Source organism: Streptomyces sp. NPDC057445 (assembly GCF_042802855.1).
Taxonomy (GTDB): Bacteria; Actinomycetota; Actinomycetes; order Streptomycetales; family Streptomycetaceae; genus Streptomyces.
Map to the genome: position 1 here is coordinate 683,240 of NZ_JBHVDH010000002.1, position 23,105 is coordinate 706,344.

Sequence of the window (23,105 nt, forward strand, 5' to 3'; positions counted from 1 at the left end):
TGTTGTCCCTGGGCTCGGGCGGGCCGGGGGGGCCGCGCCCCCCGCCCGCCCCCCGACCGGACCGGACGCGCCGACGCCCTCAGGCGTGCGGCAACTGCAGTACGCCCGTGCCACGCTTGACCAGTTCACCCGCGATGATCAGGCGCTGGATCTCGGAGGTGCCTTCCCAGATGCGGTCGACGCGCAGCTCGCGGTAGAGGCGTTCGACGGGGTAGGAGCGGTCGTATCCGCGTCCGCCGAAGATCTGCACACAGCGGTCGATGACCCGCCCGGCCGCCTCACTCGCCGACAGCTTGGCGATGGCCGCCTTGGCGTGCAGCGTCTTGCGGTCGGAGAGTCCCGCGTCCACTTCCCAGGCGACCTGGTGGGCGTAGGCGCGGTTGACGGCGATGTCGACGGCGCAGTCGGCGAGCATGCCCTGGACGAGCTGGAAGTCGGCGATGCGGGAGCCGAACTGGCGGCGCTCGACGGCCCAGTCGCGGGCCAGCTCCAGCGCGCGCTCTGCCGCGCCGGTGGTCCTGGCGGCGATCATCAGCCGCTCCTCGGTGAACCAGGAACGTGTGATGTCGTACCCCTTCCCGATCCCGCCGAGTACGGCGTCGTGCGGGACCCGTACATCCGTGAAGGTGAACTCCGGGTGTTCGTAGACGAAGGTGTGCATGAAGCGGGGCACCCGCGTCATCTCCACCCCCGGCGTGTCCTTGTCCACCAGGAACAGGGTCGGTTCCCCCTCCTCCCCGGCCGCGGCGAGCACGATCATGAAGTCGGCGTGGTCGCCCACCGTCACGAACCACTTCTCGCCGTTCAGCACCCATCCGTCGGCGGTCCGGGTCGCCGTCGTCCTGATGCTCTGCGGGTCGGAGCCCGCCCCGGGCTCTGTCACGGCGTAGCAGTCGCGCCGCGCACCCCGGATGACGGGAACGAGGTAGCGCTCGCGCTGCTCGGGAGTGCAGAACCGCAGCGCGTTGGCGGGACGCCACACCGTGTCCCACAGCGCGCCGGTGAGCCGGCCCAGCTCCTCCTGTACGGTCACCTGCTCCAGGATGGTGAGCCCGGCACCGCCCCACTCTGCCGGCATGTTGACGGCCTGCAGTCCGCTGCCGAGCACGGCGTCGCGGATCGCGGCGTGGGCCTGCGGCGGCAGCCCGTTGTTCTCCTCGCAGTCGGCCTCGTACTTCATGATGAAGTCGGTGAGTCCGCGCGCGGAGCTCCTGAGCTCCTCCTGGCGGGCGGTGAGACGGAAGTCCATGGCATTTCCTCGGGGTTGGGGCCTACGGGACGGCGGGCGGTGTCAGGACAGCGGGAGCGCGAGCGCCTGGGTGCCCCGCTTGATGAGCTCGTTGGCGATGATCAGGCGCTGGATCTCGGAGGTGCCTTCCCAGATGCGGTCGACGCGCAGCTCGCGGTACATCCGCTCCACGGGGTAGGAGCGGTCGTATCCGCGTCCGCCGAAGATCTGCACACAGCGGTCGATGACCCGCCCTGCCGCCTCACTCGCCGCGAGTTTGGCCGTCGACGCCTTGGCGTGCAGGGTCTTGCGGTCGGTGTGCGGCTGGTCCGCCTCCCAGGCGACCTGGTGGGTGTAGGCGCGGTTGACGGCGATGTCGACGGCGCAGTCGGCGAGCATGCCCTGGACGAGCTGGAAGTCGGCGATGCGGGAGCCGAACTGGCGGCGCTCGACGGCCCAGTCGCGGGCCAGCTCAAGCGCCCGCTCTGCGGCACCGACGGTCCTGGCGGCGATCATCAGCCGCTCGTCCGTGAACCATTCCTTGGTCAGCTCGTAGCCGCCGCCGACCCCGCCGAGCACGTCCTCTTCTGGAACGAACACATCGGTGAAGACGAACTCGGGATGCCCGTTCACGGCGGAGTGCATGAAGCGCGGGACCCGGGTCATCTCCACGCCCGCCGCCTGCTTGTCGACGAAGAAGAGCGTCGCCTCCCGCTCGGGGCCGGCATCCGCCTGCACCAGCAGGAAGTCCGCGATGTCGCCGCAGGTGACGAACCACTTCTCACCGTTCAGCAGCCAGCCGCCGTCGGTCCGGGTGGCCGTGCTCGTGCCCGAGCCCGGGTCCGACCCCGCACCCGGTTCCGTCACGGCGAAGGCGTCGAACCGCTCGCCGCGGATGACCGGCAGCAGATACTTCTCCCGCTGCGCCTCCGTGCCGTACGCCAGGACGTTGGCCGGCCGCCACGGAATGTCCCACAGGCAGTTGGTGACCTTGCCGAACTCCTCCTCGACGATGACCTGGTCGAGCAGCGACAGACCGGCCCCGCCCCATTCGGCGGGCATGTTGATCGCGTAGACGCCCGCGTCGATCGCGGCCCGGGTCAGTTCGCGGACCGTTTCCGTGGGCAGCGGACCGCCGGCCTCCTCCGACCGGTCCTCGTAGCGCATCAGCAGCTGGGAGTAGGAGGCCGCTCGCGCTTTGAGGGCGGCCTGCTCAGGGGTGTAGCGGAAGTCCATGGTGGTGTCCTCCGGGGTGTGGTGACGGGGGCGGGGAGTGGCAGGGGGCGTGCGGATCAGGCGAGTACGGCCCGTGCGTCCAGGGCGAGCACACCGCCCGGGCGCACCAGCAGCGGATTGATCTCGAGCTCGGCGATCTCCGGGTGGGCCGCGGCGACTTCGGTGATGAGCGCGACGGCCTCCGCCGCCGCAGCCACGTCGACGGCCGGCCGGCCGCGTACGCCCGCCAGCAGCCCTGCGGTGCGCAGCCCTCGCAGCAGGTGCTCCGCGCGAAGGGCCGGCACGGGTGCGAGGGAGAAGGCCACGTCGTGCAGGGTCTCGGTGAGGACACCGCCGAGACCGACCATGGCGACCGGACCGAACCGCGGGTCCCGGTTGACTCCTACGATCAGTTCCACGCCGTCCGAGAGGTCGGCCATCGCCTCGACCGAGTAGGACGCCGCGCCGAGCCGGGCGTGCATCTCCCGGTACGCGGCCACGAGCGCGTCCCGGTCCGCGAGCCGGAGCGCCACCCCGCCCGCGTCGGACTTGTGCAGCAGATGCAGGGCCTTGAGCACATACGGGCCGTCGAACTCATCGGCGGCGGCGAGTAGTTCGGCCTCACCGGTGATCTCGCGGGCCGCGGGGAACGGCACCCCGGCGGCGGCGAGGAGCGCCCGCACACCGTGGTACCCGGCCTCCCCCAGGGGGGCGGCGGGCGGTGGCAGCGGGGCGATGCCCGTAGGCGGTGCCGCCTCGTCCACCGTCATCGCGGCCAGGGCGCGGGCGGCGTCCTCGGTCGCGGAGAACACCGGGATTCCGGCGCCTGCAAGGGTCCGGCAGCTCGGCGACTGCGGGTACATCGACTGGACGACCAGCGGCTTCGGGCTCTGCGCGTGCCGCCGGACGATGTCCCGCGCGGCCCGTACCTCGCCCTCGGAGAGCTCGGTACCCCCACCGCCGAGGCCGCCGTCGGAGGCCGCGTACCCGCCGAAATAGCCCGTCATCAGCACCGCGTCGACCTCGTCGGCGCTCAGCAGGCCCCCCACTGCGCTCGCGTACGAGCCCGGGTCCTGCTCACCCATCCCGGCCAGGTCCACCGGGTTGCCGACGGCGGACTGCTCCCACAGCTGCGTCCGCAGCCGCGCCTGTGTCTTCTCGCCCAGTTCGGGGACCTCCAGCCCCGCCGACTCGGCGGCGTCGGCGGCGATCACGCCGTGGCCGCCCCCGTCCGTGAACACGGCGGTACGCCGTCCGGAGCTGCGGGGCGCCGCGCCGAGCGCTGCCAGGACGACGGTCATCTCCCGTGGTGTGGCGACGAGTTCGACCCCGGCGTCCCGGCAGGCAGCGGCCACGACATCGGCCGATGTGGTGAGGGCGCCGGTGTGCGACTGGGCACTGCGGGCAGAGGCACTGCCGCGTCCGGCCGTGAGCAGGACGACCGGCTTGCCCGCATCGGCGGCGGCCCGGGCGAAGGCGCGGCCGTCTCCGAAGTCCTCGGCGTACACGGCGATCGCCGCGGTCGCCTCGTGCCGGGCGCAGTCCTCGACCAGGTCGGTGAGGGTGATGTCGGCCTGGTTGCCGAGGGAGACGAAACGGGAGAAGCCCAGGCCGTGCGGGGCGCAGCGGAGCTGGAGTTCGAGTGCCAGGTTGCCGCTCTGGCTCAGCAGGGCGACACGGCCGGGCGCGAAGGTGTCGGAGGCCAGATACAGCTCGGTCGTGTTGTCGGCGATCCCGAGGCAGTTGGGGCCGACCAGGACCGCCCCGGCTGCCCGCACCCGCTCGGCGACCGCACGCTGGCGGGCGAGGCCGGCCGCGCCCGTCTCGGCGAACCCGGCCGTGATGGCGACGATCGCCCGGGCCCCGCAGGCCAGGGCGTCGTCCACGGCGGCCTCGAACCCCCTTCCCGGCACGGAGATCACCACCAGCTCCACCGGTTCGCCGATCGCGGCGAGCGAGGTGGCGGCCGGGCGCCCGAGCACCGTGCCGCCACGCCGGTTGACCAGATGGACGGGCCGCCTTCCAGGGGCGCGCAGCGCCTGGGCGGCCACGGCGTGGCCGTACTTGGCCGGGTCGTCGCTCGCGCCGACCACGGCGACGGACCTGGGGTCGAAGAGCGCCGTCAGGTCGCGGGCCATCTCACTTCTCCAGCCGGAGGGCGGAGTTGGGGCATGCGTCGGCGCATGCGCGGGCGGCGTCCTCGCCGCCGGCCGGCACGGCGACGGCGACGACCGACGCGTATCCCCATTCGTCGAGCTCGACGAGGTCGGGAGCGTGTTCCTGGCAGAGGCCGTAGCCCTGGCAGCGGGTCGAGTCCAGAAGGAGTTTCACGGTGATCCTTTCAGCGAGGGCTCGGCGGAGGGACGGGTCTCGCGGGCCGGGCGGTCCATGACCTGGGGGACGGCGACCACGAGCCGGTGGCCGCCGCTGGACGGGCTGGCGGCGCATGCGGTGCAGGCCGCTTCGAGATGCGCGCGGACGAGTCCGGGAAAGGCCCGCAGCAGGCTGCCCGCGGTACCGGCGGCGGCGTCGAGCAGACCGCAGGCACCGCGCCCGGCCAGCCCGGACGACCAGCGCTGCAGCCGCTCCGCCGCATCGGGCACCGCGGCGTTCGCGGTCAGCTGCCGCAGCGTGTCGGCCAGCGCCGCGGTGCCCGAGACACAGACACCGCACTGGCGCGCGCTCTCGGCCCTGAGGTGGTCGACGGCGTCGGCGGCCATGGCGAGCGGGCAGGTGCCCGGGTCGAGGAACCGGATGGCCCCGCAGCCAAGCGCCGTACCCGCCCCGGCGAGAGCGGAGCGGTCGAGTTCGAGATCGAGCGAACCGGGGCCGACCAGCCCGCCGAACAGTCCGCCCATGAGGGCCCCGGACGCCTCCGGGGTGCCCTGGACGGTGGCCAGCGTGCGCAGCGGGGTCCGGTAGGGCGCCTCTGCGAGCAGCGCGGGGCCGCCTGCCGACGAGAGCGTGAGGAGGGTGCTGCCGGAGATCTCGTGGCGGTGCTCGGGGCGGGCCGCGACGAGGGCGATACGGGCGAGCGTCTCCACGTTGGAGACCAGGGTCGGCCGGTCGCCGACTCCGCTCTCGTACGGCCGGGGCGGCTTGGCGGCCGGGAGGGCCGGCCCTCCGTTGATCCGGCGTACCACCGCGGTCTCCTCGCCGGCCACGTAGGTGTGGCCGGTCTCGACCACCTCCGTCGGCACCTGTGGCGGAGACTCGGCGAGGGCCTGGCGGACCCGCGCGGCCGCGTAGGGGTCGGAGAGATAGACGTAGGCCTGCGCGGCACCGGTGAGCACCGCGGCATGGGCCAGCCCGTCGAGCACGAGATGCGGTCGCGCCCGCAGCAGCCAGCGGTCCTTGACCGACCCGGGCTCGCCCTCCTCTCCGTTGGCGACGACCACGGGCGCGCCGCCGCCGTCGCGTACGGCCCGCAGCTTCACGGCGACCGGGAATCCCGCGCCGCCGCGGCCGCGGAGCCCGGCATCGGCGAGGTGGCTCAGCAGCCGGTCCGGATCGCCCGCACCGCGGTATCCGCCGCCGGCGGCATACGCCTCGCCGCTCTCCACCATGTGCGGCACCGCGCCGAGCACGGTGCCTGTCGGGTACGGCATCAGTGAGCGAATGACGGTCATCCCTGCCCTCCGTCCCCTGTGCGGCCGGACACGGACCGGTGGGCGCGACCGGCCGGGCCGGTCCCGGCCGCGCCGCCGGACGCGAGGCCGTCACGGGGCCGCTCCGGAGCACCTGCCGCCGGAGCGGCGTCCCGCAAGGTCCGTACCGCCGTCTCCAGCGCGCTCCGGTCCGCGCTCGTGCGGCCGTATCCGGACCCTGGCAGGCCGATGAGCATGCGGTGGTGGTCGAGCACGACCTCACCCGCGATCAGCGCGGCCCGCGGGTCGCCCGGCCGTGTGCCGGCGGCGACAGCGGTCACGAGTTCGGTGACCTCGGCGAGATAGCGCAGCCAGCCGCGCTCGTTGCCGTGCAGGATGAGCCGCTCCACGCGGCGCCGCTCGGCCGCCGCGAGCTCCGGCGGCGCCACGGCCGTGTGCGGCGCTCGGTTGCGCAGGGCAGCGACGGTGAGGGGCAGTTCCCGCTCGGGTTCGGGGGTGAGCCCGAGCCAGACGAGACGCCGATGACCGCTCATGCGTGCCTCCGGGACAGGAGTGGGAGTCGTCACGGCACGGACCGGACCGGGGGACCGGATGCGAGGAGTGCTGTCGTCGACCGGCTGCCGGGCCGGTGCGCCGTGCGACGGGGATTCGGCGGTAGGGGTCCCGGGCGGGACCGCCCGGGGGAAAGCCGCGGCGCCCGGCCCGGGACGATGGGCACCGGATCGCAGGGGGCGGCGATGAGGATTACGCTAACTAATCAATTAGTCAGTCCGCAAGTCTTGACACTGCGGAAACCCACCAGCAATCTGACTGGCCAATTAGTCAGTGCGGCTTCGGCGTCTCACCGAACCCGCCGACAGCCCCAGGGCCGCCTCAGCACCGATCGCCGCGCAAGGCGGCATTGAGGAGTCATCCGATGCAGCCCGAAGCCCCCGTAACCGCAGCCCCGCTCACCCCGCACGGCCCGCCGGGCCCGGACGGCCGGCTCGACCGGCACGACCGGCTCGGCCGGCAGAATCCGCAAGGCGCGCCGGACCAGGACAGCACTCCCGGCCGGGCACTCGCGGCCCGCTACTACACCGACCCGGACACCGTCGCCGCCGAGACCCGGCACATCTTCGAGAAGTCCTGGCAGCTCGTCTGCCACGAGTCGGACCTGCCCGGCCCAGGTGCCCGGCTCGCCGCCACCGCCGCGGGCCGGGAGGTCCTGGTCGTCCGCACAGAGGACGGCGGTCTCGCTGCCCACCTCAATGTCTGCCGCCACCGCGGCACCCGCCTGGTCACCGCCCCGGAACCGGCCGGCAAGGCGATCCGCTGCCCGTACCACGGCTGGACGTACAAACTCGACGGCCGCCTCGTCGGCGCGCCCGAGGCCCGTCAGATCCCCTGCCTGGACAAGCCGAAGCTCGGTCTCTTCCCTGTCCGGGTCGAATCGTTCCTCGGGTTCGTCTTCGTCAACCACGATCCCGACGCCGTACCGCTCGCCGAGCAGTGCGCCGGACTCGCGGAAGCCGTCGGCCACTACGCCGGGACCGATCTGGTGCCCGTCGGGCGCAGCCGGATCCACGACCTGGACGGCGCAGAGGTCCAGCACGCCAACTGGAAGGTCGCCGTCGACAACTACCTGGAGGGCTACCACGTACCGGTGGCCCACCCCGGGCTGATGCGACTGCTCGACTACCAGGGCTACACCTGTGAGACCGGGGAGTCCTACGCGCTCTTCGCCTCGCCGCTGCGCGACAAACCGTCCTCGAACTGGGCGGAACGTCTCTACCAGCGGATCGCCGCCCCCATGCCGGGCCTCAAGGAGGCCGACCGCCGGGTCTGGCGGTACGCCGTGATTTATCCCAACACACTCATCGACTTCTACCCCGACCATGTGCTTGCCTGGACCGCCATACCCACGGCCGTGGACCGCGTGGCCGTACCCGGCGCGTTCTACACCCGCCGCGGAGCCGGGCTGCGAACCCGTATCGCCCGGCGGCTGAACATCCACATCGGCTGGATCACGAACGACGAGGACACAGAACTGGTGGCCCGGGTGCAGAAAGGACTCACCACCCCGGGGTTCGAGCCAGGCCCGCTCTCCCGGCGGGAGTCGGCGGTCGGCTGGTTCGCCGGGCGCGTCCGGGCCGATCTCGACGACCCGGAGCACTGAGCCGCCGCACCCCACCGGCGCCGCGAGTGATCCGTCCCGGCGCCGCGGCGCCCGGAGGAGACCCGTAAGGATCCCGCGGTGCGCGGCGGTGAGCCGCGTCCGCCCAGCCACCACCCCCTGTCGAGCCGCGCAGACGGTGTCCCCGCACCCCGCACGGCCCCCGGTCGGGCACGGAGTCAGGGCTCCGTGCACCCTCGACCGTCCCCGCAGCAGTGTTCGTCCCCGTACGAACCCCACGGAGAGGACCCCGATGTCCCCCGAGGCACCCCCACTGTCCCGCCGTTCCCTCCTGCGCACCGGCGCCGCCTCTGCCGTCGGCCTCGGCCTCGGCCTGACCACGGCGGGATGCGGCTTCCTCCCCGCCGATCCGGCCGCACACGGGGCCGTGGAAGAGCCCATCGACGTCAAGGTCGACGGCGACCTCGTCTACTTCAACTGGGCCGACTTCGTGGACCCGGCTGTCTTCGCCGGATTCGAGAAGGAGTACGGGGTCAAGGTCGTCCAGTCGAACTTCGACTCCATGGAAGGCATGGTCGCCAAGCTCAACGCCGGCAACCGCTACGACATCATCTTCCCCACCGCCAAGTGGGCCGAGCGGCTGACCGCCGGGCACAGGCTGCGTCGCATCGATCACAGCCGGCTCAGGAACGCCGGGGCCGTCCTCGGCCACTACGACTACTTCTCCGATCCCTGGTACGACCCCGGCTCCCGGCACACGCTTCCCTTCACCATGTACAAGACCGGGATCGGCTGGCGCAAGGACCGACTGGGCGACGGACTGAGCGGCTCCTGGGACGACCTGTGGAACGCCCGGGCCAAGGGCAGGGTCTTCGTACTCGACGACCGTGACGAGGTCCTCGGCCTCGCCGCGCTCAAGCTCGGCCTCGACGTCTCCACGACGGACGCGGGCGACCTCGGCCGCATCACCGAGACCCTGCGGTCCTTGCGCCCCCATCTGCGCGGCTTCTCCAGCGACAGCTACAACAACCTGCTCAACGGCAACGCGGCCATGACCCAGGCCTGGAGCGGGGACATGGCGGCCATGCTCGGCCAGGCCAAGGACCCCTCCGCCCTCGGTTTCGAGGTCGCGAAGGAGGGTGCTCCGGTCAACTCCGACTGCTACGCGATTCCCTCGGACGCCCGGCACCCGGGCACCGCGATGCTCTTCATCGACTACATGCTCCGCCCGGAGAACGTGAAGAGAAACATCGAGTACATCGGCTATCCGATGCCGGTCGGTGGCAGCGAGGACACGTACGCGGCGCTGGTGGAGCCCTTCCCGGAGTGTCTGGTGACCGCCCAGGACCTCAAGGACGACCGCTTCTTCCGCAACGGCACCCCCAAGGGCGAACAGGCACGCGACACCGCCTGGACCCATGTGAAGGCGGGATGACATGGCACCGGACACCCCTGACCTCCGTACCCGTACCCCCGACGTCCCGACCTCTGACGTCCCTACCCCCGACGTCTCAACCTCCGAGCTCCGTACCCCCACCTCCGGCACCCGTGCCGGCGCCTCGCGGACGCGCGGTCCCTCCGCCGCGGGCAACCGGCTCTGGACCTGGCTGATGATCCCCGGCACCCTCTGGATGACGGCCTTCCTCCTCGCCTCGCTCCTTCTGGTCGCCACCCTGGCGCTCGGCACCACCGACCCACTCGGCAATCCCCGCTTCGGGTTCAACTTCGACAACATCGCGGCGATGGCCGACCCGGCCTACCGCGCCGTGCTGCTCCGCTCGCTCGGCTACGCCCTGCTGACCTGTGTGATCTGCCTGGTCGTGGCCTACCCCGTCGCCTACGCCATCGCCCTGCACGGCGGCCGTTTCAAGAACCTCCTGATCGCCGCCATCGTCGTCCCGTTCTTCGCCAACTACCTGGTACGGATGTACGGCTGGTCGGTCGTCCTCTCCGACGACGGACCGCTGCTCAAGGCGCTGCGCGCCGTCGGGCTCGCCGACGGGGGCACCAAGATCCTGCAGACGGGGGCGGGTGTCATCGCCGGACTCGTCTACGGGTTCATCGTGTTCATGATCATTCCGCTGTACGCGGCCCTCGAGCGCATGGACGTCTCCCTCATCGAAGCGGGACGCGACCTCTACGGCGGCCCGCTCAGGACGTTCTTCTACGTCACTCTGCCCGCCACCCGGCAGGGCGCGGCCGCGGGCTGCGTTCTCGTCTTCCTGCCCGCCATGGGCGACTTCGTCAGTGCCCAGCTGATGGGAGGTCCCGACCAGATCATGATCGGCAACCTGATCCAGGACAAGTTCTTCCAGGGCCAGAACTGGCCGCTCGGCTCTGCGCTCACCATGCTCATGATGGCCGTCCTGTTCCTCGGGATGCTCGGCTATCTGCGACGCACCCGCAAGGACGAGGCGGAGGCGGTCCGATGACCCTGCGCCCCGCCCTCAACCCGCAACGCCGACCCGAACCCCGTGCCGCCCGCACTCCCGGCCCCCGCCGGGGCGGCTCCCGGCGGGCCTCCGCCGCCCGCCCACGCCCGGCCTCCCGCCGCCACCGACGCGGCACCGACCGCAGACCCCGCGTGGCGATCGCCGTCACCGCGGCGTTCTTCGTACTGCTCTATCTGCCGATCGGCGTCGTCATCCTCTTCTCGTTCAACTCCCAGAAGTCGCTGACCGTCTTCAAGGACTTCAGCCTCCGCTGGTACTCGGCCTTCCTCCAGGACGACACCCTGCTCGAATCGCTCGGCATGAGCCTGCGCGTCTCCCTGGTGGCCATGGCCGGCTCGCTGATCCTCGGTGTGGCCCTCGCACTCGGCCTGGTGCGGTGCCGCAGCCGGCTCGGCTCCCTCGCGGGACTGATCATGCTCATCCCACTGATCACCCCGGAGATCGTCACCGGCGTCGCGGCCATGCTGCTCTTCAAGGGCATGGGCATCACCCTGTCCACCGCCACGGTGACGCTCGCGGAGATCACCTTCTCGATCTCCTATGTGACGGTGATCCTGCGTTCGCGGATCGCCGCCCTCAACCCGGAGGTCGAGGAGGCGGCGATGGACCTCGGCGCCACCCGCTGGCAGGCGCTGCGCCTGGTCACCCTGCCGGCCCTGTTCCCCAGCATCCTGGCCTCCGCGGTGCTGATCTTCGCGCTCGTCTTCGACGACTTCGTCCTCGCCTACTTCACCACCGGGGTCGACCCGCAGCCGTTGTCCGTACGCATCTACTCGGCGATCCGGTTCGGGGTCCAGCCCACCATCAACGCGGTCGGCACCCTCATGCTCGCCGGATCCATCGCCCTCATCGCCCTCGCTCTCTTCATCCCGCGTCTGTTCGGCCGTCGCGGCGGCCTCGATCTGCTCTCCGGGAAGTGACACCGTGACGTCCACGACCTCGACGACCTCGACGACCTCCACGACCGCCCCGCAAGTGACGGACCCCGCCCCCGCCGTCCGCCTCGACGGCATCAGCAAGAGCTACGGCGACTCCTATGCCGTGCACGAACTCTCCCTGGACATCGCTCCCGGCGAGTTCTTCTCGCTCCTCGGCCCCTCGGGCTGCGGCAAGACCACGTCGCTGCGGATGATCGGCGGTTTCACCGATCCCACCGACGGCACGATCCTGCTCGGCGGAGAGGACGTCACCGCGCTCCCGCCGGACAGGCGGAACGTCAACACCGTCTTCCAGAGCTACGCCCTGTTCGACCATCTCTCGGTCGCCGACAACGTGGCCTTCGGCCTCAAGCGCAAGGGCGTCGGCCGCACCGAGATACGCGAACGGGTCGCCACCATGCTGGAGCGGGTTCAGCTCGGCGGCCTCGGCGACCGCAAGCCCCGTACGCTCTCCGGCGGCCAGCGGCAGCGGGTCGCGCTCGCCCGCGCACTGGTCAACCGCCCCCAGGTGCTGCTTCTCGACGAGCCGCTGGCGGCCCTGGACCTGAAGCTCCGCCGCCGGATGCAGGTCGAGCTCAAGCAGATCCAGCGTGAGGTCGGTATCACCTTCGTCTTCGTCACCCACGACCAGGACGAGGCACTGACCATGTCGGACCGGGTCGCCGTGATGAACGAGGGGCACGTCGAGCAGTGCGGCACTCCCGAGGACGTGTACGAGCGCCCGGCCAGCAGCTTCGTCGCCTCCTTCATGGGTACGTCCAACCTGGTCCCCGGCACCTATCGCGCCGGGGAGGTGGTCGTCGACCAGGGCCCCGCCCTGCCCGTCGGAGCGCGCACCGATGTCGCCGACGGCAGCCGGGTCAGCCTCTCCATCCGGCCCGAGAAGATCTGGCTCTCCGAGTTCCAGCCGGACATGGCCCGGGTGAGCGGTGTGGTCCGGGAGACCGTCTACTCCGGCCCGACCACCACCTACCTCATCGAACTCGCCCCCGGCGTCACCGTGTCCGTACTGGAGCAGAACACCGACCGCTCCCGTATGGAGGACCGCTGGAGCGGCGGCGAGACCGTCGAGATCGGCTGGAAGCCCGAGCACTGCCTGGTCCTGGACTGACAGCCCGCCGCCCCCGCATCCAAGGAACGCCCTCATGAACCACGATGTGATCGTGCTCGGCGCCGGGCTCGCCGGGCTGGCCGCCGCACGGGACCTCACCGCAGGCGGAGCCGATGTGCTCGTCGTCGAGGCCCGCGACCGCGTCGGCGGCCGGGTCGAACAGACCCGGCTCCCCGACGGCAGGCTCGTCCAGCTCGGCGGCGAGGTGGTGGGCCGGGCCCACACCGCCTATCTCGCACTCGCCGCGGAGCTCGGCCTCACACTGGTCCCGAGCTATGTCGCGGAACCCGGCGTCATCGCCCGCGCCACCCCCGAAGACGTCTCCGCCGGGGAGACTCCGCACTGGTTCGGCCCCGGCGACGACGCCGTCCACCGGCAGGTCACCGCCGCCTTCACCGCGCTCGCCGGCTCGGTCGACCCCGACGACCCCTGGGGCCACCCCGAGGCCGCCGGGCTCGACCGCCTGTCGGTGGGGGACTGGCTGCGCTCGGAGGGCGCGAGCCCCGCGGTCGTCCGGCTCTGGGAGATCGGTCAGCTCGCCCTGGCCGACGGCTCGTACGAACGGACCTCCCTGCTCGCCGCGTTGCGCAAGAACGCCGCCGTCCCCGGCAGCGACCACTCCGGCCACTACGACTACGAGGACTGGGAAGGACTGCGGGTCGCGGAGGGATCGGCCACCGTGGCGCTGCGCATGGCCGACGCGCTCGGGGAGCGCGTCCGCCTCCGCACGCCCGTTGAAGCCGTCGACGTACGGACCGGCCGCTGCACCGTACGCCTCGCCGGAGGCGAGACGCTGACAGCGGGCGCCGTCGTCAGCGCGCTGCCCGTCGGTCCGCTCCGCTCCGTCACCGTCACCGGAGTGTCCGACGAACGCCTCGCCTCGCTGCACCGCCAGCGCCATGCGGTCGCGGCCAAGTTCGCCGCGGCCTACGACACACCCTTCTGGCGCGACAGCGGTCTGAACGGGCTGTCCGAATGCGAAGGACTGCTCGGCAGCACCTGGCCGCAGAACGAGGGCATCCTCTCCGCCCTCGTGCCACCCGAGCGCTACGGGGTGCTGCTCGGCATTCCCCAAGGGCGCCGTGACGCCGAACTGCTCGGCGACATCGCGCGCCTCTACGGCGACGACGCGCACCGGCCGCTGAGCACATTCACGCGGATGTGGGGCACCGACCCCTGGACCCAGGGGTACGTCACCCACTGGACCCCCGGTGACGTCATGGCGGTCGGCCCCCTGCACGGCACCCATGAACCGCCGTTCTACACATGCGGCTCCGACCAGTGGGTGGCCGGGTACATGGAGGGCGCGGTACGCACCGGCCGCGCCGCCGCCGAGGAGGCGCTGCGCCGTGGCTGAACCGCTCGCTCTCAACCACATCGACGGCGTCGGCCGACCCGCAGCCTCCGGCGAGACCATGGAGCTGACCGACCCCACGACGGGCCGGGTGAACGGCAGCGCCCCCCGTTCAGGACCCACGGAAGTGGACGCGGCCTGCACCGCGGCGGCAACGGCCCAGGAACGGTGGTCCGCCACCACCCCCGCGACCCGTCAGCGCGCACTGCTGCGGATCGCCGACGCGCTCGAGGCGCACGCGGACGAACTGGTGGCCGCCGAGGCCGGGGACACCGGCAAGCCCGTGGATCTCTTCAGGACCGACGAACTGCCCGCGATCACCGACACCTTGCGGTTCTTCGCCGGAGCCGCGCGCAGTCTGCCGGGCGCCGCCGCGGCCGAGTACACCGAGGGCCGCACCTCGATTCTCCGCCGCGAACCGGTGGGTGTCTGCGGGCAGATCACCCCGTGGAACTATCCGCTGATGATGGCGGTGTGGAAGATCGCCCCCGCGCTCGCCGCGGGCAATGCGACCGTGATCAAACCGGCGGACACCACCCCTTCCTCCACGGCACTTCTGGCGCGGATCGCCGCCGAACACCTGCCGCCGGGAGTCCTCAACGTCGTCTGCGGCGACCGGGACACCGGCCGGGCGCTGGTGGCACATCCGGCGGTCCGGCTGATCGCGGTCACCGGCAGCGTGCGCGCCGGACGCGAGATCGCCGCCACGGCGGCCGCGGACCTCAAACGGGTCCATCTGGAACTCGGGGGCAACGCACCTGTGATCGTCCACGAGGATGTGGACGTCGAAGCCACGGCGGCCGAACTCGCCGCGGTGGCCTACTACAACGCGGGTCAGGACTGCACCGCGCCCACCCGCTACCTGGTGCACGAGCGGGTGCACGACGCCTTCGTCGCCGCGTTCGCCTCGTACGCCGCGAAACTGCGGGCTGCCACCGACTTCGGCCCGCTCAACAGCGCCGCGCAGCTCGCATCGGTCGAAGCGCTGCTGAACCGGTTGCCGGAACATGCCGAGACGGTCACCGGCGGCTCCCGGCTCGACGGTCCCGGCTACTTCCACGAGGCGACCGTCGTCATCGGGGTCGGCCAGAGCGACGAGATAGTGCAGGAGGAGATCTTCGGTCCGGTCGTCACCGTGCAGCGCTTCGCCGACGAGGAGGAGTCGCTGCGTCTCGCGAACGGCGTGCGGTTCGGCCTCGCGGCGAGTGTCTGGACCACGGACCACGACCGGGCCATGCGCGCGACCCGGGCGCTGCACACCGGGATCGTATGGGTGAACACCCACGGCACCACCGTCTCCGAGATGCCGCACGGCGGAGTGAAGCATTCCGGCTACGGCAGCGATCTCTCTCTGGCCGGCCTGCTGGACTACACACAGGTCAAGCATGTGATGGTCTGACACGGGCAGTGCCCAGCCCATGTTTCGGCCATGTTTCCGATGTGAGGTCCGGCACTGGATGGCCGGTTGGACCGCAAGTTCTTCACGAGATTGACACATTGTGTGAAGAATTTGCGTTCAAGGCGCCCGATTCCTCGGGTCGCAACAAGATCAACTTTGTTCAACCCTGCACTTGGTATGGCGACATGTCCTCATAGTGACCAACCGGCCCCCGGCGACTTCTTGTTGCCGGGGGTCGGCCTGTAGTCATGGCCACGGCGAACCGGCCGACCACCGGACCGCCGTCCCATCACTGCCACATCTGGGGGTTACGCATGTCCCGACTCACCCGCCGCCAAGCCCTGGGCGCCGCCGCCGGCGTCGCCGCGGGCCTCGCGGTCACCGGCGCCGCGCAGGCGCTTCCGGCGCACAGCGCCAGGCCCTCGGCCGCTCCCGCGACGCCGGACTCCTTCGACGAGACCTACAAGGGCCGCCGTATACAGGGGACGCCCTCCCACGGCGGGGGGCACCACGACCACCACGGCGGTGGCTACTCCGTGCGCATAGACGGCAAGGAACTGCACGTCATGCAGAACGCCGACGGCACCTGGATCAGTGTCGTCAACCACTACGAGCCGCACGCCACGCCCCGCGCCGTGGCCCGCGCCGCCGTCGTGGAACTCCAGGGCGCCGCCCTCGTCCCGCTCGACCTTTCCTGATCCGGAGCACACCCGCAATGACCGTACGCAAGAACCAGGCCCAGCTCACCTCCGACGAGAAGCGGCGTTTCGTCAACGCCCTCCTCACGCTCAAGCGCAACGGCCGGTACGACACCTTCGTCACCACCCACAACGCGTTCATCATGAGCGACACGGACAGCGGAGACCGGGTCGGCCACCGTTCCCCGTCCTTCCTGCCCTGGCACCGCAGATTCCTCATCGAGTTCGAGCAGGCGCTCCAGTCCGTGGACCCGTCCGTGGCGCTCCCGTACTGGGACTGGACCGCCGACCGCACCACCGCCTCCTCGCTGTGGGCCGCCGACTTCATGGGTGGCACCGGCCGGGCCAGGGACGGACAGGTGATGGACGGCCCGTTCGCCGCCGCCCGAGGGGGATGGGCGGTCACCGTACGCGTCGACGGGCGCACCTTCCTGCGGCGCGACCTCGGCGCGGGCGGACGGCAGTTGCCGACGAAGGCCGACGTCGACTCCGTGCTCGCCATGTCCACCTACGACGCCCCGCCGTGGAACAGCGCTTCGGACGGCTTCCGCAACCACCTCGAGGGCTGGCGCGGCGTCAACCTGCACAACCGTGTGCACGTGTGGGTCGGCGGACAGATGGCCACCGGCGTCTCCCCGAACGACCCGGTCTTCTGGATGCACCACGCCTTCATCGACAAGCTCTGGGCCCAGTGGCAGGCCCGCCACCCCGGCTCCACCTATCTCCCGGCCGCCGGTACGGCGAACGTCGTCGACCTGCGGGACACGATGCGCCCGTGGAACGACGTGACCCCCGCGGACATGCTCGACCACACGCCGCACTACACCTACGACACGGCGGCCTGAGGCACTTCGGGGGTGCCGCCGGGGCGAGTCAGGCGCTGGTGCTGTGACCGGTGGCACCCCGCCGGAGGGACCTGGCGAGATACGGCGCGGTGCGGCTCCCCGCCGCCCGCGCCACCTCCGCCGGGGTGCCCTCGGCCACCACCCTGCCGCCCTCGTCGCCGCCGCCGGGGCCCAGGTCGATCACCCGGTCCGCGTCGGCGACCACGTCCATGTCGTGCTCGACGACCACCACGGAGTGCCCGGCGTCGACCAGACCGTGCAACTGCCGCATCAGCACCTCCACATCGGCGGGATGCAGGCCGGTCGTCGGCTCGTCCAGGACGTAAAGGGTGTGGCCGCGCAGCGTCCGCTGGAGCTCGGAGGCGAGTTTGATGCGCTGCGCCTCACCGCCGGACAGCTCCGTCGCGGGCTGCCCGAGCCGCAGATGGCCGAGACCGACGTCGAGCAGCGCCCGCAGGCTCCGTGCGGCGGAGGGAGTGCCCGCGAAGAACTCGGCGGCGGCCTCCACGGTGAGGTCGAGCACCTCGGCGATGTTGCGCCCCCTGTAACGGACTTCGAGGGTTCCCGGGTTGTAGCGGGCGCCGTGGCAGTCCGGGCACGGCGAGTACGTACTCGGAAGGAAGAGCAGCTCGACCGAGACGAAGCCCTCGCCCTGGCAGGTCTCGCACCGGCCACCCGCGACATTGAAGGAGAAACGACCGGCCCTGTAGCCACGCGCACGGGCCTCGTCGGTCGCGGTGAACAGCTTGCGCACGACATCGAACAGACCCGTGTACGTCGCGAGGTTGGACCTGGGCGTGCGGCCGATCGGTTTCTGATCAACTGTCACCAGCCGTTCCACGCCGGGCAGTTCCTCCGTGATGGATCCGACGAGCGTCGACTTGCCCGAGCCCGACACCCCCGTGACCGCCGTGAACACCCCGAGCGGCAGCCGGGTCGTCACGCCACGCAGATTGTGCCGGGTGACCGGGCCGAGCACGAGCTGCCCCGACGGCTCCCGGGGCTCGCGCGCCGGGAGGGCTTCCGTTCCGAAGAGGAAACGCCGGGTCGCCGACTCCTTCACCTCCCTGAGCTGCTCCGGCGGCCCGCTGTGCAGCACCTGGCCGCCGTGCTCGCCCGCGCGCGGTCCCACGTCGACCATCCAGTCCGCGTGCCGCACCACGTCCAGGTGGTGCTCCACGACGAACACCGTGTTGCCGCTCGCCTTCAGCCGGTCCAGCACCACCAGCAGCGCCTCCGTGTCGGCCGGATGCAGGCCCGCGGACGGCTCGTCGAGCACGTACACGACACCGAAAAGACCGGACCGCAGCTGTGTCGCCAGCCGCAGCCGCTGCAGCTCACCGCTGGAGAGGGTGGGTGTGGGCCGGTCCAGGCTCAGATACCCGAGGCCCAGCTCGGTGACCGTTGCGATCCGGGCCAGCAGATCCCCGGTCAGCACCCGCGCCGTCTCGTCCTGCCGGTCCGTGCGCAGCACCTCGGCCAGCCCGGTCAGCGGCAGCGCCGCCAGCTCTGCGATCGTCCGCCCCGCGAAGGTCACCGCGAGCGCCTCCGGCCGCAGCCTGCTGCCCCCGCACACGGGGCACGGGGCACTGGTCAGAAACCGCTCGGCCTTGGTGCGCAGCGTCTGGCTCTTGGAGTCCGAGAACGTGTGGAGCACATAGCGGCGCGCACTCATGTACGTGCCCTGGTACGGACGCTGGATGCGGCCGGCCTCACGCACCGGATGGACCGTCACCACCGGCTGCTCGTCCGTGAACAGGATCCAGTCGCGGGCCCTCTGCTCCAGCTCGCGCCAGGGCCGGTCGACGTCGTGGCCGAGGGCGTCCAGCACGTCCCGCAGATTCTTGCCCTGCCAGGCACCCGGCCAGGCGGCGATCGCGCCTTCACGGATCGACAGCGAGGGATCGGGGACCAGCAGCTCCTCCGTGGTGCGGTGGATCCGCCCGAGACCGTGGCACTCGGGGCAGGCGCCCGCCGCCGTGTTCGGTGAGAAGGCGTCCGAGTCCAGCTGTTCGGCGCCCTCCGGGTAGTCGCCCGTGCGGGAGAACAGCATCCGCAGCGAGTTCGACAGCGTCGTCACCGTACCGACGGAGGAGCGCGAGGTGGGGGAGGAGCGGCGCTGCTCCAGGGAGACGGCGGGCGGCAGCCCGGTGATGTCGCCGACCTTCGGCGCTCCCACCTGGTGGATCAGCCTGCGGGCGTACGGGGCGACGGACTCGAAGTAGCGCCGCTGGGCCTCCGCGTAGATCGTGCCGAAGGCGAGCGAGGACTTGCCCGACCCGGACACCCCGGTGAAGACCGTCAGAGTGTCGCGCGGGATGTCGACGTCGACGTTCTTGAGGTTGTGCTCGCGGGCGGCGCGGACGCGGACATACGGGTCGTGGGGGCCTTGCATACCCGGATTCTAGGCAGCGGCCCGGACGTCCACGCTGGTCAGCCCAGCGATCCGGGCGAGCCGCCGATAGGAGTCCCGCAGTGCGTCGCGGTCGTACGAACTTGTGGTCACCAGTACCTCGTCCGCGCCGCTCTCCTTGATCACGGCCTCCAGCGCGTCCGTGACCTGATCCTCCGTACCGTGCAGCTGGCCGCGCAGTCCCGACTCGTAGGACTCACGCTCCTTCGCCGTCATCGTCAGCGCCTCGATCCGCGCGGCCGGCGCGAGCGGCGGGAACGTGCCGTGCGTACGCGAGTACGCCATCGACCATGCCTCCGGCAGCAGCAGCCGCCGGGCCTCCGCCTCGCTGCCGGCGACGGCGACCGTGCCCGCCACGACGACATAGGGCTCCGCGGCCCACCGCGAGGGCCGGAACTCCGTACGGTAGCGCTCGACGGCCCGCAGCAGCCGCTCCCGGCCTCTGAGGTCCCCGGCGACCAGCGGCAGACCGGCCGCGGCTGCGATCCCGGCGCCCTCGCCCATGGCCAGGACGAACGGCGGCACCCGCAGCCCCTCCGCGGGCCGGGCGCGCACCCGCGGGTGTGTGCCCTCGAAATAGCCCAGGAGCTCGCTCAGCTGCCCCGAGAAGTCCTCCGCGTCGTCCTTGTCACGGCCCAGAGCCCTGCGGACCCCGTCCGTGAAGCCGACCGAGCGGCCGAGTCCCATGTCGATGCGGCCCGGGAAAAGGGACTCGAGTACCCCGAACTGTTCGGCGACCACCAGTGGTTGGTGATTGGGCAGCATCACACCGCCGGTGCCCACGCGGATCGCCGAGGTCGCCGCCGCGACGGCGGCCGCCAGTACCGTCGGCGCGGAACCGGCGACGCCGGGCACGCCGTGATGCTCGGAGACCCAGAAACGGTGGTAGCCCAGCGCCTCGACCTCCTGTGCGAGGCGCACGGAGTCACGCAGGGCCTGCGGGCCCTCCTGCCCCTCGCGGGTGCGGGAGCGGTCCAGCACGGAGAACCGGGTAGAAGCGATCACTGAGGTCACACAGGGTTCAACGCGTCCGCCACTCCAGGATTCCCGGGACGGCGTCTCCCCGGTCCTGAGCGCTCACCGGTCCTGCGCTACCCGGTCTCCCTTCGCTCACCGGCCCCCATAGGCTGGGGACGTGACGCAGACGAAGCAGAGCGGCAGGCCGCTGGCCGTGTTCGACCTGGACGGGACCATCGCCGAGACCGGTCACCGCCAGCACTTCCTGGAGCGCAAGCCGCGCGACTGGGACGGCTTCTTCGCAGCGGCCCCCGACGACACACCGCTCACCGAGGGCGTAAGCATGGCCGTCGAGGCGGCCGGGGAGTGCGAGGTCGTGTACCTCACCGGCCGCCCCGAACGCTGCCGCGCGGCCACGGTGGAGTGGCTGGAGCGGCACGGCCTGCCCACGGGCCGCATCTTCATGCGCCGCAACGACGACCGTCGTCCCGCCCGGACCACCAAACTGGAGATCCTGCGCCGCCTCGGCCGCACCCGTGAGATCCGGATGCTCGTCGACGACGACGAGCTCGTCTGCGAGGCCGCGGAAAGGGCGGGCTTCAGGGTCGTACGGGCCCGCTGGGCCACTGCATACCAGGCCATGAAGGCCGCACAGGAGCGCGAGGGCCGTACCTGACCCGTGGTGGACCTGGCCCGTCGTGGGGCACGTTCTGCCCCGCGATGGGCCGAACGGGTGAGCTCCGGCCCTGACCCCCTCAGTCCTCCAGTCGGAAACCGACCTTCAGGCCGACCTGGTAGTGGTCGATCTCGCCGTCCAGGAGGTTCCCGCGGATCTGTGTCACCTCGAACCAGTCGAGGCCCCTCAGGGTCTGCTTGGCGCGGGAAATGCCGTTGCGGATGGCCTGGTCGAGCCCCTCGTGCGAGGTGCCGACGATCTCGGTGACCCGGTAGGTGTGCTGGGACATGGGGCCGTTCTCCTCTTCGCCGTACCGACGGTTCCTCTCCACCGTGCCCCAACCGGGGGCGGTCCGCGCGACGTCGGGGGTTGACCCCTCGATTGGTATATACCAAACTCCAGCCAACGCCCGCGCGAACATTCGCTCCCCCCACGTCGGGTTCACTCTCCGTGCCATCACGCAAAGGTGACCTACGTGAAGAACCGTCTCCTGGCCTGTTCGACGGCCGTCGTGTCCGCCGCGGCCCTGGGTGGATGCGCGATGCTGCCGGGCGGCGGCTCCGGCGAGCGCACGGTCACCGTCTGGCTGATGCGGGACAGCGTCTCCGACGACTTCCTGGAGCGCTTCACCAGTGATTACGAGGACACCCACCCCGGTGTCGAACTCGACGTGACGTTCCAGGACTGGACCGGTATCGGCGAAAAGGTCACCGCGGCTCTGGAGGGCGACCGGACACCCGACGTCATCGAGGTCGGGAACACCCAGGTCGCGCAGTACGCCCGGAGCAACGGGCTGCTCGACCTGACCCTGGAGTCCATCCGCGACCTGGGGAGCGACGACTGGCTGCCGGGCCTCGCGGACCCCGGCAGCATCAACGGGTCGCAGTACGGGATTCCCTGGTACGCGGCGAACCGCGTCGTCATCTACGACAAGGACCTCTACACGCGGGCGGGCATAGACCGGCCCGCGAAGTCGCGCAAGCAGTGGCTCGAGGACACCGAGAAGCTCAACACCGGCGGCAACCAGGGCATCTACCTCTCCGGACAGGACTGGTACACCCTCGCCGGCTTCATCTGGGAGGAGGGCGGGGAACTCGCCGCCGAACGCGGCGGCGCCTGGGAGGGGATCCTGCACACGCCCGCCGCGATCCGGGGCGTGGAGTTCTACAAGAAGCTCCAGGCCCTCGGCGACGGACCGGAGAACGCGGACGAACAGACGCCGCCGCAGGCCGGGGTGTTCGCCCAGGGGCATGTCGCCCAGATCATCGCCACGCCGTCCACCTCGAAGGCGATCGAGAAGGCGAACCCCGCGCTGAAGGGCAGGCTCGGCTACTTCCCGATCCCGGGGAAGACGGCAGGAAGACCCGGCGCCGTCTTCACCGGCGGCTCCGATCTGATCATCCCCGAGAAGGCACGCGAGCGTGGCGCCGCGATCGAGGTCGTCAAGGCCCTCGCCGGAGAGCGCTGGCAGACCGACCTCGCGCGGACCATGAGCTATGTGCCCAACAAGACGACGCTCGCATCCGCCATCGAGGGCGACGAGGCCACGGCGGCGATGGCGGCGGGCGCCGCGCGGGGACGGGCCACCCCGAACTCGCCGGAGTGGGCGGCCGTCGAGGCGGACAACCCGATCAAGCCGTACATGACCGCGGTGCTCCAGGGAGCGGACCCCGAGAAGGCGGCGAAGACCGCCTCCGCCCGCATCACCGCCACGCTCGCCGGCTGAACGCCGGGCCCGGCCGCGACAGCAGGCTACGAGTCCTCCGTCCCGGCCCCTGAAGGCGTGCGTGAGTCCGCGGACGGCCCGGCTCCGCGTGCAGAGGCGTGACGACGGTCAGTCGCCGAACCCGTCCCGGACGACCCGCCGCGCGATCGGCACCGCGGGCACGGTTGAACGGTTTCCTCGACTGTCGTGCCCACGGACGTGTCTCCCTCTTGCCCCCAGCCCCTCCCCAGAGGCCGCTCCGATCATGATGCTACAAGCTGACCAATTGCGGTCGAGTCGCCCCGGGGCCACCCACAGGCCGTCCTGAGTTGCCCGGCATTCAGATGGCGCACATCCGCGCTCCGCACCCCCGTCATGTCGAATCCAGC

Annotated in this window: 20 protein-coding genes; 11 read left to right on the forward strand and 9 right to left on the reverse strand. The window is 71.3% G+C overall.

Features of this window, described 5'->3' with window-relative positions; all coding sequences use genetic code 11:
* Nucleotides 1-79 precede the first annotated feature (79 nt).
* From ACFU5O_RS07780 to ACFU5O_RS07805, 6 genes are read right to left on the reverse strand one after another with little or no spacing between them, the layout of a single operon-like run.
* On the reverse strand, nucleotides 80-1,249 hold the full coding sequence (locus ACFU5O_RS07780) for an acyl-CoA dehydrogenase family protein (protein ID WP_384237656.1): 1,170 nt from the start codon (nucleotides 1,247-1,249) through the stop codon (nucleotides 80-82).
* A 42-nt stretch (nucleotides 1,250-1,291) separates the two neighbouring features.
* Nucleotides 1,292-2,464, reverse strand: a complete 1,173-nt coding sequence (locus ACFU5O_RS07785) for an acyl-CoA dehydrogenase family protein (protein WP_384237659.1) — start codon at nucleotides 2,462-2,464, stop codon at nucleotides 1,292-1,294.
* Between the two features lie 56 nt (nucleotides 2,465-2,520).
* Nucleotides 2,521-4,581 (reverse strand): acetate--CoA ligase family protein, encoded by a 2,061-nt coding sequence (locus tag ACFU5O_RS07790; RefSeq protein ID WP_384237661.1) that lies wholly within the window; start codon nucleotides 4,579-4,581, stop codon nucleotides 2,521-2,523.
* 1 nt (nucleotide 4,582) lies between these two features.
* A complete protein-coding gene (locus ACFU5O_RS07795) occupies nucleotides 4,583-4,774 on the reverse strand; it encodes a ferredoxin (RefSeq protein WP_384237664.1) in 192 nt (63 codons plus the stop codon).
* Complete coding sequence (locus ACFU5O_RS07800) at nucleotides 4,771-6,072, reverse strand: NADH-ubiquinone oxidoreductase-F iron-sulfur binding region domain-containing protein (RefSeq protein WP_384237666.1); 1,302 nt, start codon at nucleotides 6,070-6,072, stop codon at nucleotides 4,771-4,773. Before ACFU5O_RS07800 ends, ACFU5O_RS07795 begins: the two co-directional genes overlap by 4 nt.
* Complete coding sequence (locus tag ACFU5O_RS07805; protein WP_384237668.1) at nucleotides 6,069-6,584, reverse strand: hypothetical protein; 516 nt, start codon at nucleotides 6,582-6,584, stop codon at nucleotides 6,069-6,071. The genes ACFU5O_RS07800 and ACFU5O_RS07805 overlap by 4 nt, the downstream gene beginning before the upstream one ends.
* Nucleotides 6,585-6,967: 383 nt before the next feature.
* Here ACFU5O_RS07805 and ACFU5O_RS07810 point away from each other — a divergent pair, with 383 nt between their 5' ends.
* The 9 genes from ACFU5O_RS07810 (at nucleotide 6,968) to ACFU5O_RS07850 (ending at nucleotide 16,965) form a co-directional block, all read left to right on the forward strand.
* Complete coding sequence (locus tag ACFU5O_RS07810; protein ID WP_384237671.1) at nucleotides 6,968-8,209, forward strand: aromatic ring-hydroxylating dioxygenase subunit alpha; 1,242 nt, start codon at nucleotides 6,968-6,970, stop codon at nucleotides 8,207-8,209.
* Nucleotides 8,210-8,459: 250 nt separating this feature from the next.
* A complete protein-coding gene (locus ACFU5O_RS07815; RefSeq protein ID WP_384237673.1) occupies nucleotides 8,460-9,602 on the forward strand; it encodes a spermidine/putrescine ABC transporter substrate-binding protein in 1,143 nt (380 codons plus the stop codon).
* A gap of 1 nt (nucleotide 9,603) precedes the next feature.
* Nucleotides 9,604-10,599, forward strand: a complete 996-nt coding sequence (locus tag ACFU5O_RS07820; protein ID WP_384237676.1) for an ABC transporter permease — start codon at nucleotides 9,604-9,606, stop codon at nucleotides 10,597-10,599.
* The gene (locus ACFU5O_RS07825) at nucleotides 10,596-11,540 is read left to right on the forward strand and encodes an ABC transporter permease (RefSeq protein WP_384237678.1); all 945 of its coding nucleotides are present in this window, start codon (nucleotides 10,596-10,598) and stop codon (nucleotides 11,538-11,540) included. The genes ACFU5O_RS07820 and ACFU5O_RS07825 overlap by 4 nt, the downstream gene beginning before the upstream one ends.
* A gap of 4 nt (nucleotides 11,541-11,544) precedes the next feature.
* Entirely contained in the window at nucleotides 11,545-12,669 is a 1,125-nt protein-coding gene (locus tag ACFU5O_RS07830) for an ABC transporter ATP-binding protein (protein WP_384237681.1), read from the forward strand.
* Between the two features lie 34 nt (nucleotides 12,670-12,703).
* A complete protein-coding gene (locus ACFU5O_RS07835; RefSeq protein WP_384237684.1) occupies nucleotides 12,704-14,026 on the forward strand; it encodes a flavin monoamine oxidase family protein in 1,323 nt (440 codons plus the stop codon).
* The gene (locus ACFU5O_RS07840) at nucleotides 14,019-15,422 is read left to right on the forward strand and encodes an aminobutyraldehyde dehydrogenase (protein ID WP_384237686.1); all 1,404 of its coding nucleotides are present in this window, start codon (nucleotides 14,019-14,021) and stop codon (nucleotides 15,420-15,422) included. Before ACFU5O_RS07835 ends, ACFU5O_RS07840 begins: the two co-directional genes overlap by 8 nt.
* A 314-nt stretch (nucleotides 15,423-15,736) precedes the next feature.
* Nucleotides 15,737-16,120: a tyrosinase cofactor gene (locus ACFU5O_RS07845; protein ID WP_384237688.1), complete on the forward strand. Its 384-nt coding sequence runs from the start codon at nucleotides 15,737-15,739 to the stop codon at nucleotides 16,118-16,120.
* A gap of 17 nt (nucleotides 16,121-16,137) precedes the next feature.
* Nucleotides 16,138-16,965, forward strand: a complete 828-nt coding sequence (locus ACFU5O_RS07850) for a tyrosinase family protein (RefSeq protein WP_384237690.1) — start codon at nucleotides 16,138-16,140, stop codon at nucleotides 16,963-16,965.
* Nucleotides 16,966-16,993: 28 nt separating this feature from the next.
* Here the strand turns inward: ACFU5O_RS07850 and ACFU5O_RS07855 are convergent, their stop codons facing one another.
* Nucleotides 16,994-19,360: an ATP-binding cassette domain-containing protein gene (locus tag ACFU5O_RS07855; protein WP_384237692.1), complete on the reverse strand. Its 2,367-nt coding sequence runs from the start codon at nucleotides 19,358-19,360 to the stop codon at nucleotides 16,994-16,996.
* 9 nt (nucleotides 19,361-19,369) lie between these two features.
* On the reverse strand, nucleotides 19,370-20,392 hold the full coding sequence (locus tag ACFU5O_RS07860) for an MsnO8 family LLM class oxidoreductase (protein WP_384237694.1): 1,023 nt from the start codon (nucleotides 20,390-20,392) through the stop codon (nucleotides 19,370-19,372).
* A 121-nt stretch (nucleotides 20,393-20,513) separates the two neighbouring features.
* Here ACFU5O_RS07860 and ACFU5O_RS07865 point away from each other — a divergent pair, with 121 nt between their 5' ends.
* Entirely contained in the window at nucleotides 20,514-21,011 is a 498-nt protein-coding gene (locus tag ACFU5O_RS07865) for a hypothetical protein (RefSeq protein ID WP_384237696.1), read from the forward strand.
* Nucleotides 21,012-21,090: 79 nt separating this feature from the next.
* On the opposite strand, the gene ACFU5O_RS07870 is transcribed toward ACFU5O_RS07865, so the two are convergent.
* On the reverse strand, nucleotides 21,091-21,300 hold the full coding sequence (locus ACFU5O_RS07870; protein WP_384237699.1) for a dodecin: 210 nt from the start codon (nucleotides 21,298-21,300) through the stop codon (nucleotides 21,091-21,093).
* A 186-nt stretch (nucleotides 21,301-21,486) separates the two neighbouring features.
* On the opposite strand from ACFU5O_RS07870, the gene ACFU5O_RS07875 reads away from it, so the two are divergent.
* Nucleotides 21,487-22,737: an extracellular solute-binding protein gene (locus tag ACFU5O_RS07875; protein ID WP_384237701.1), complete on the forward strand. Its 1,251-nt coding sequence runs from the start codon at nucleotides 21,487-21,489 to the stop codon at nucleotides 22,735-22,737.
* Nucleotides 22,738-23,105: the final 368 nt, after the last annotated feature.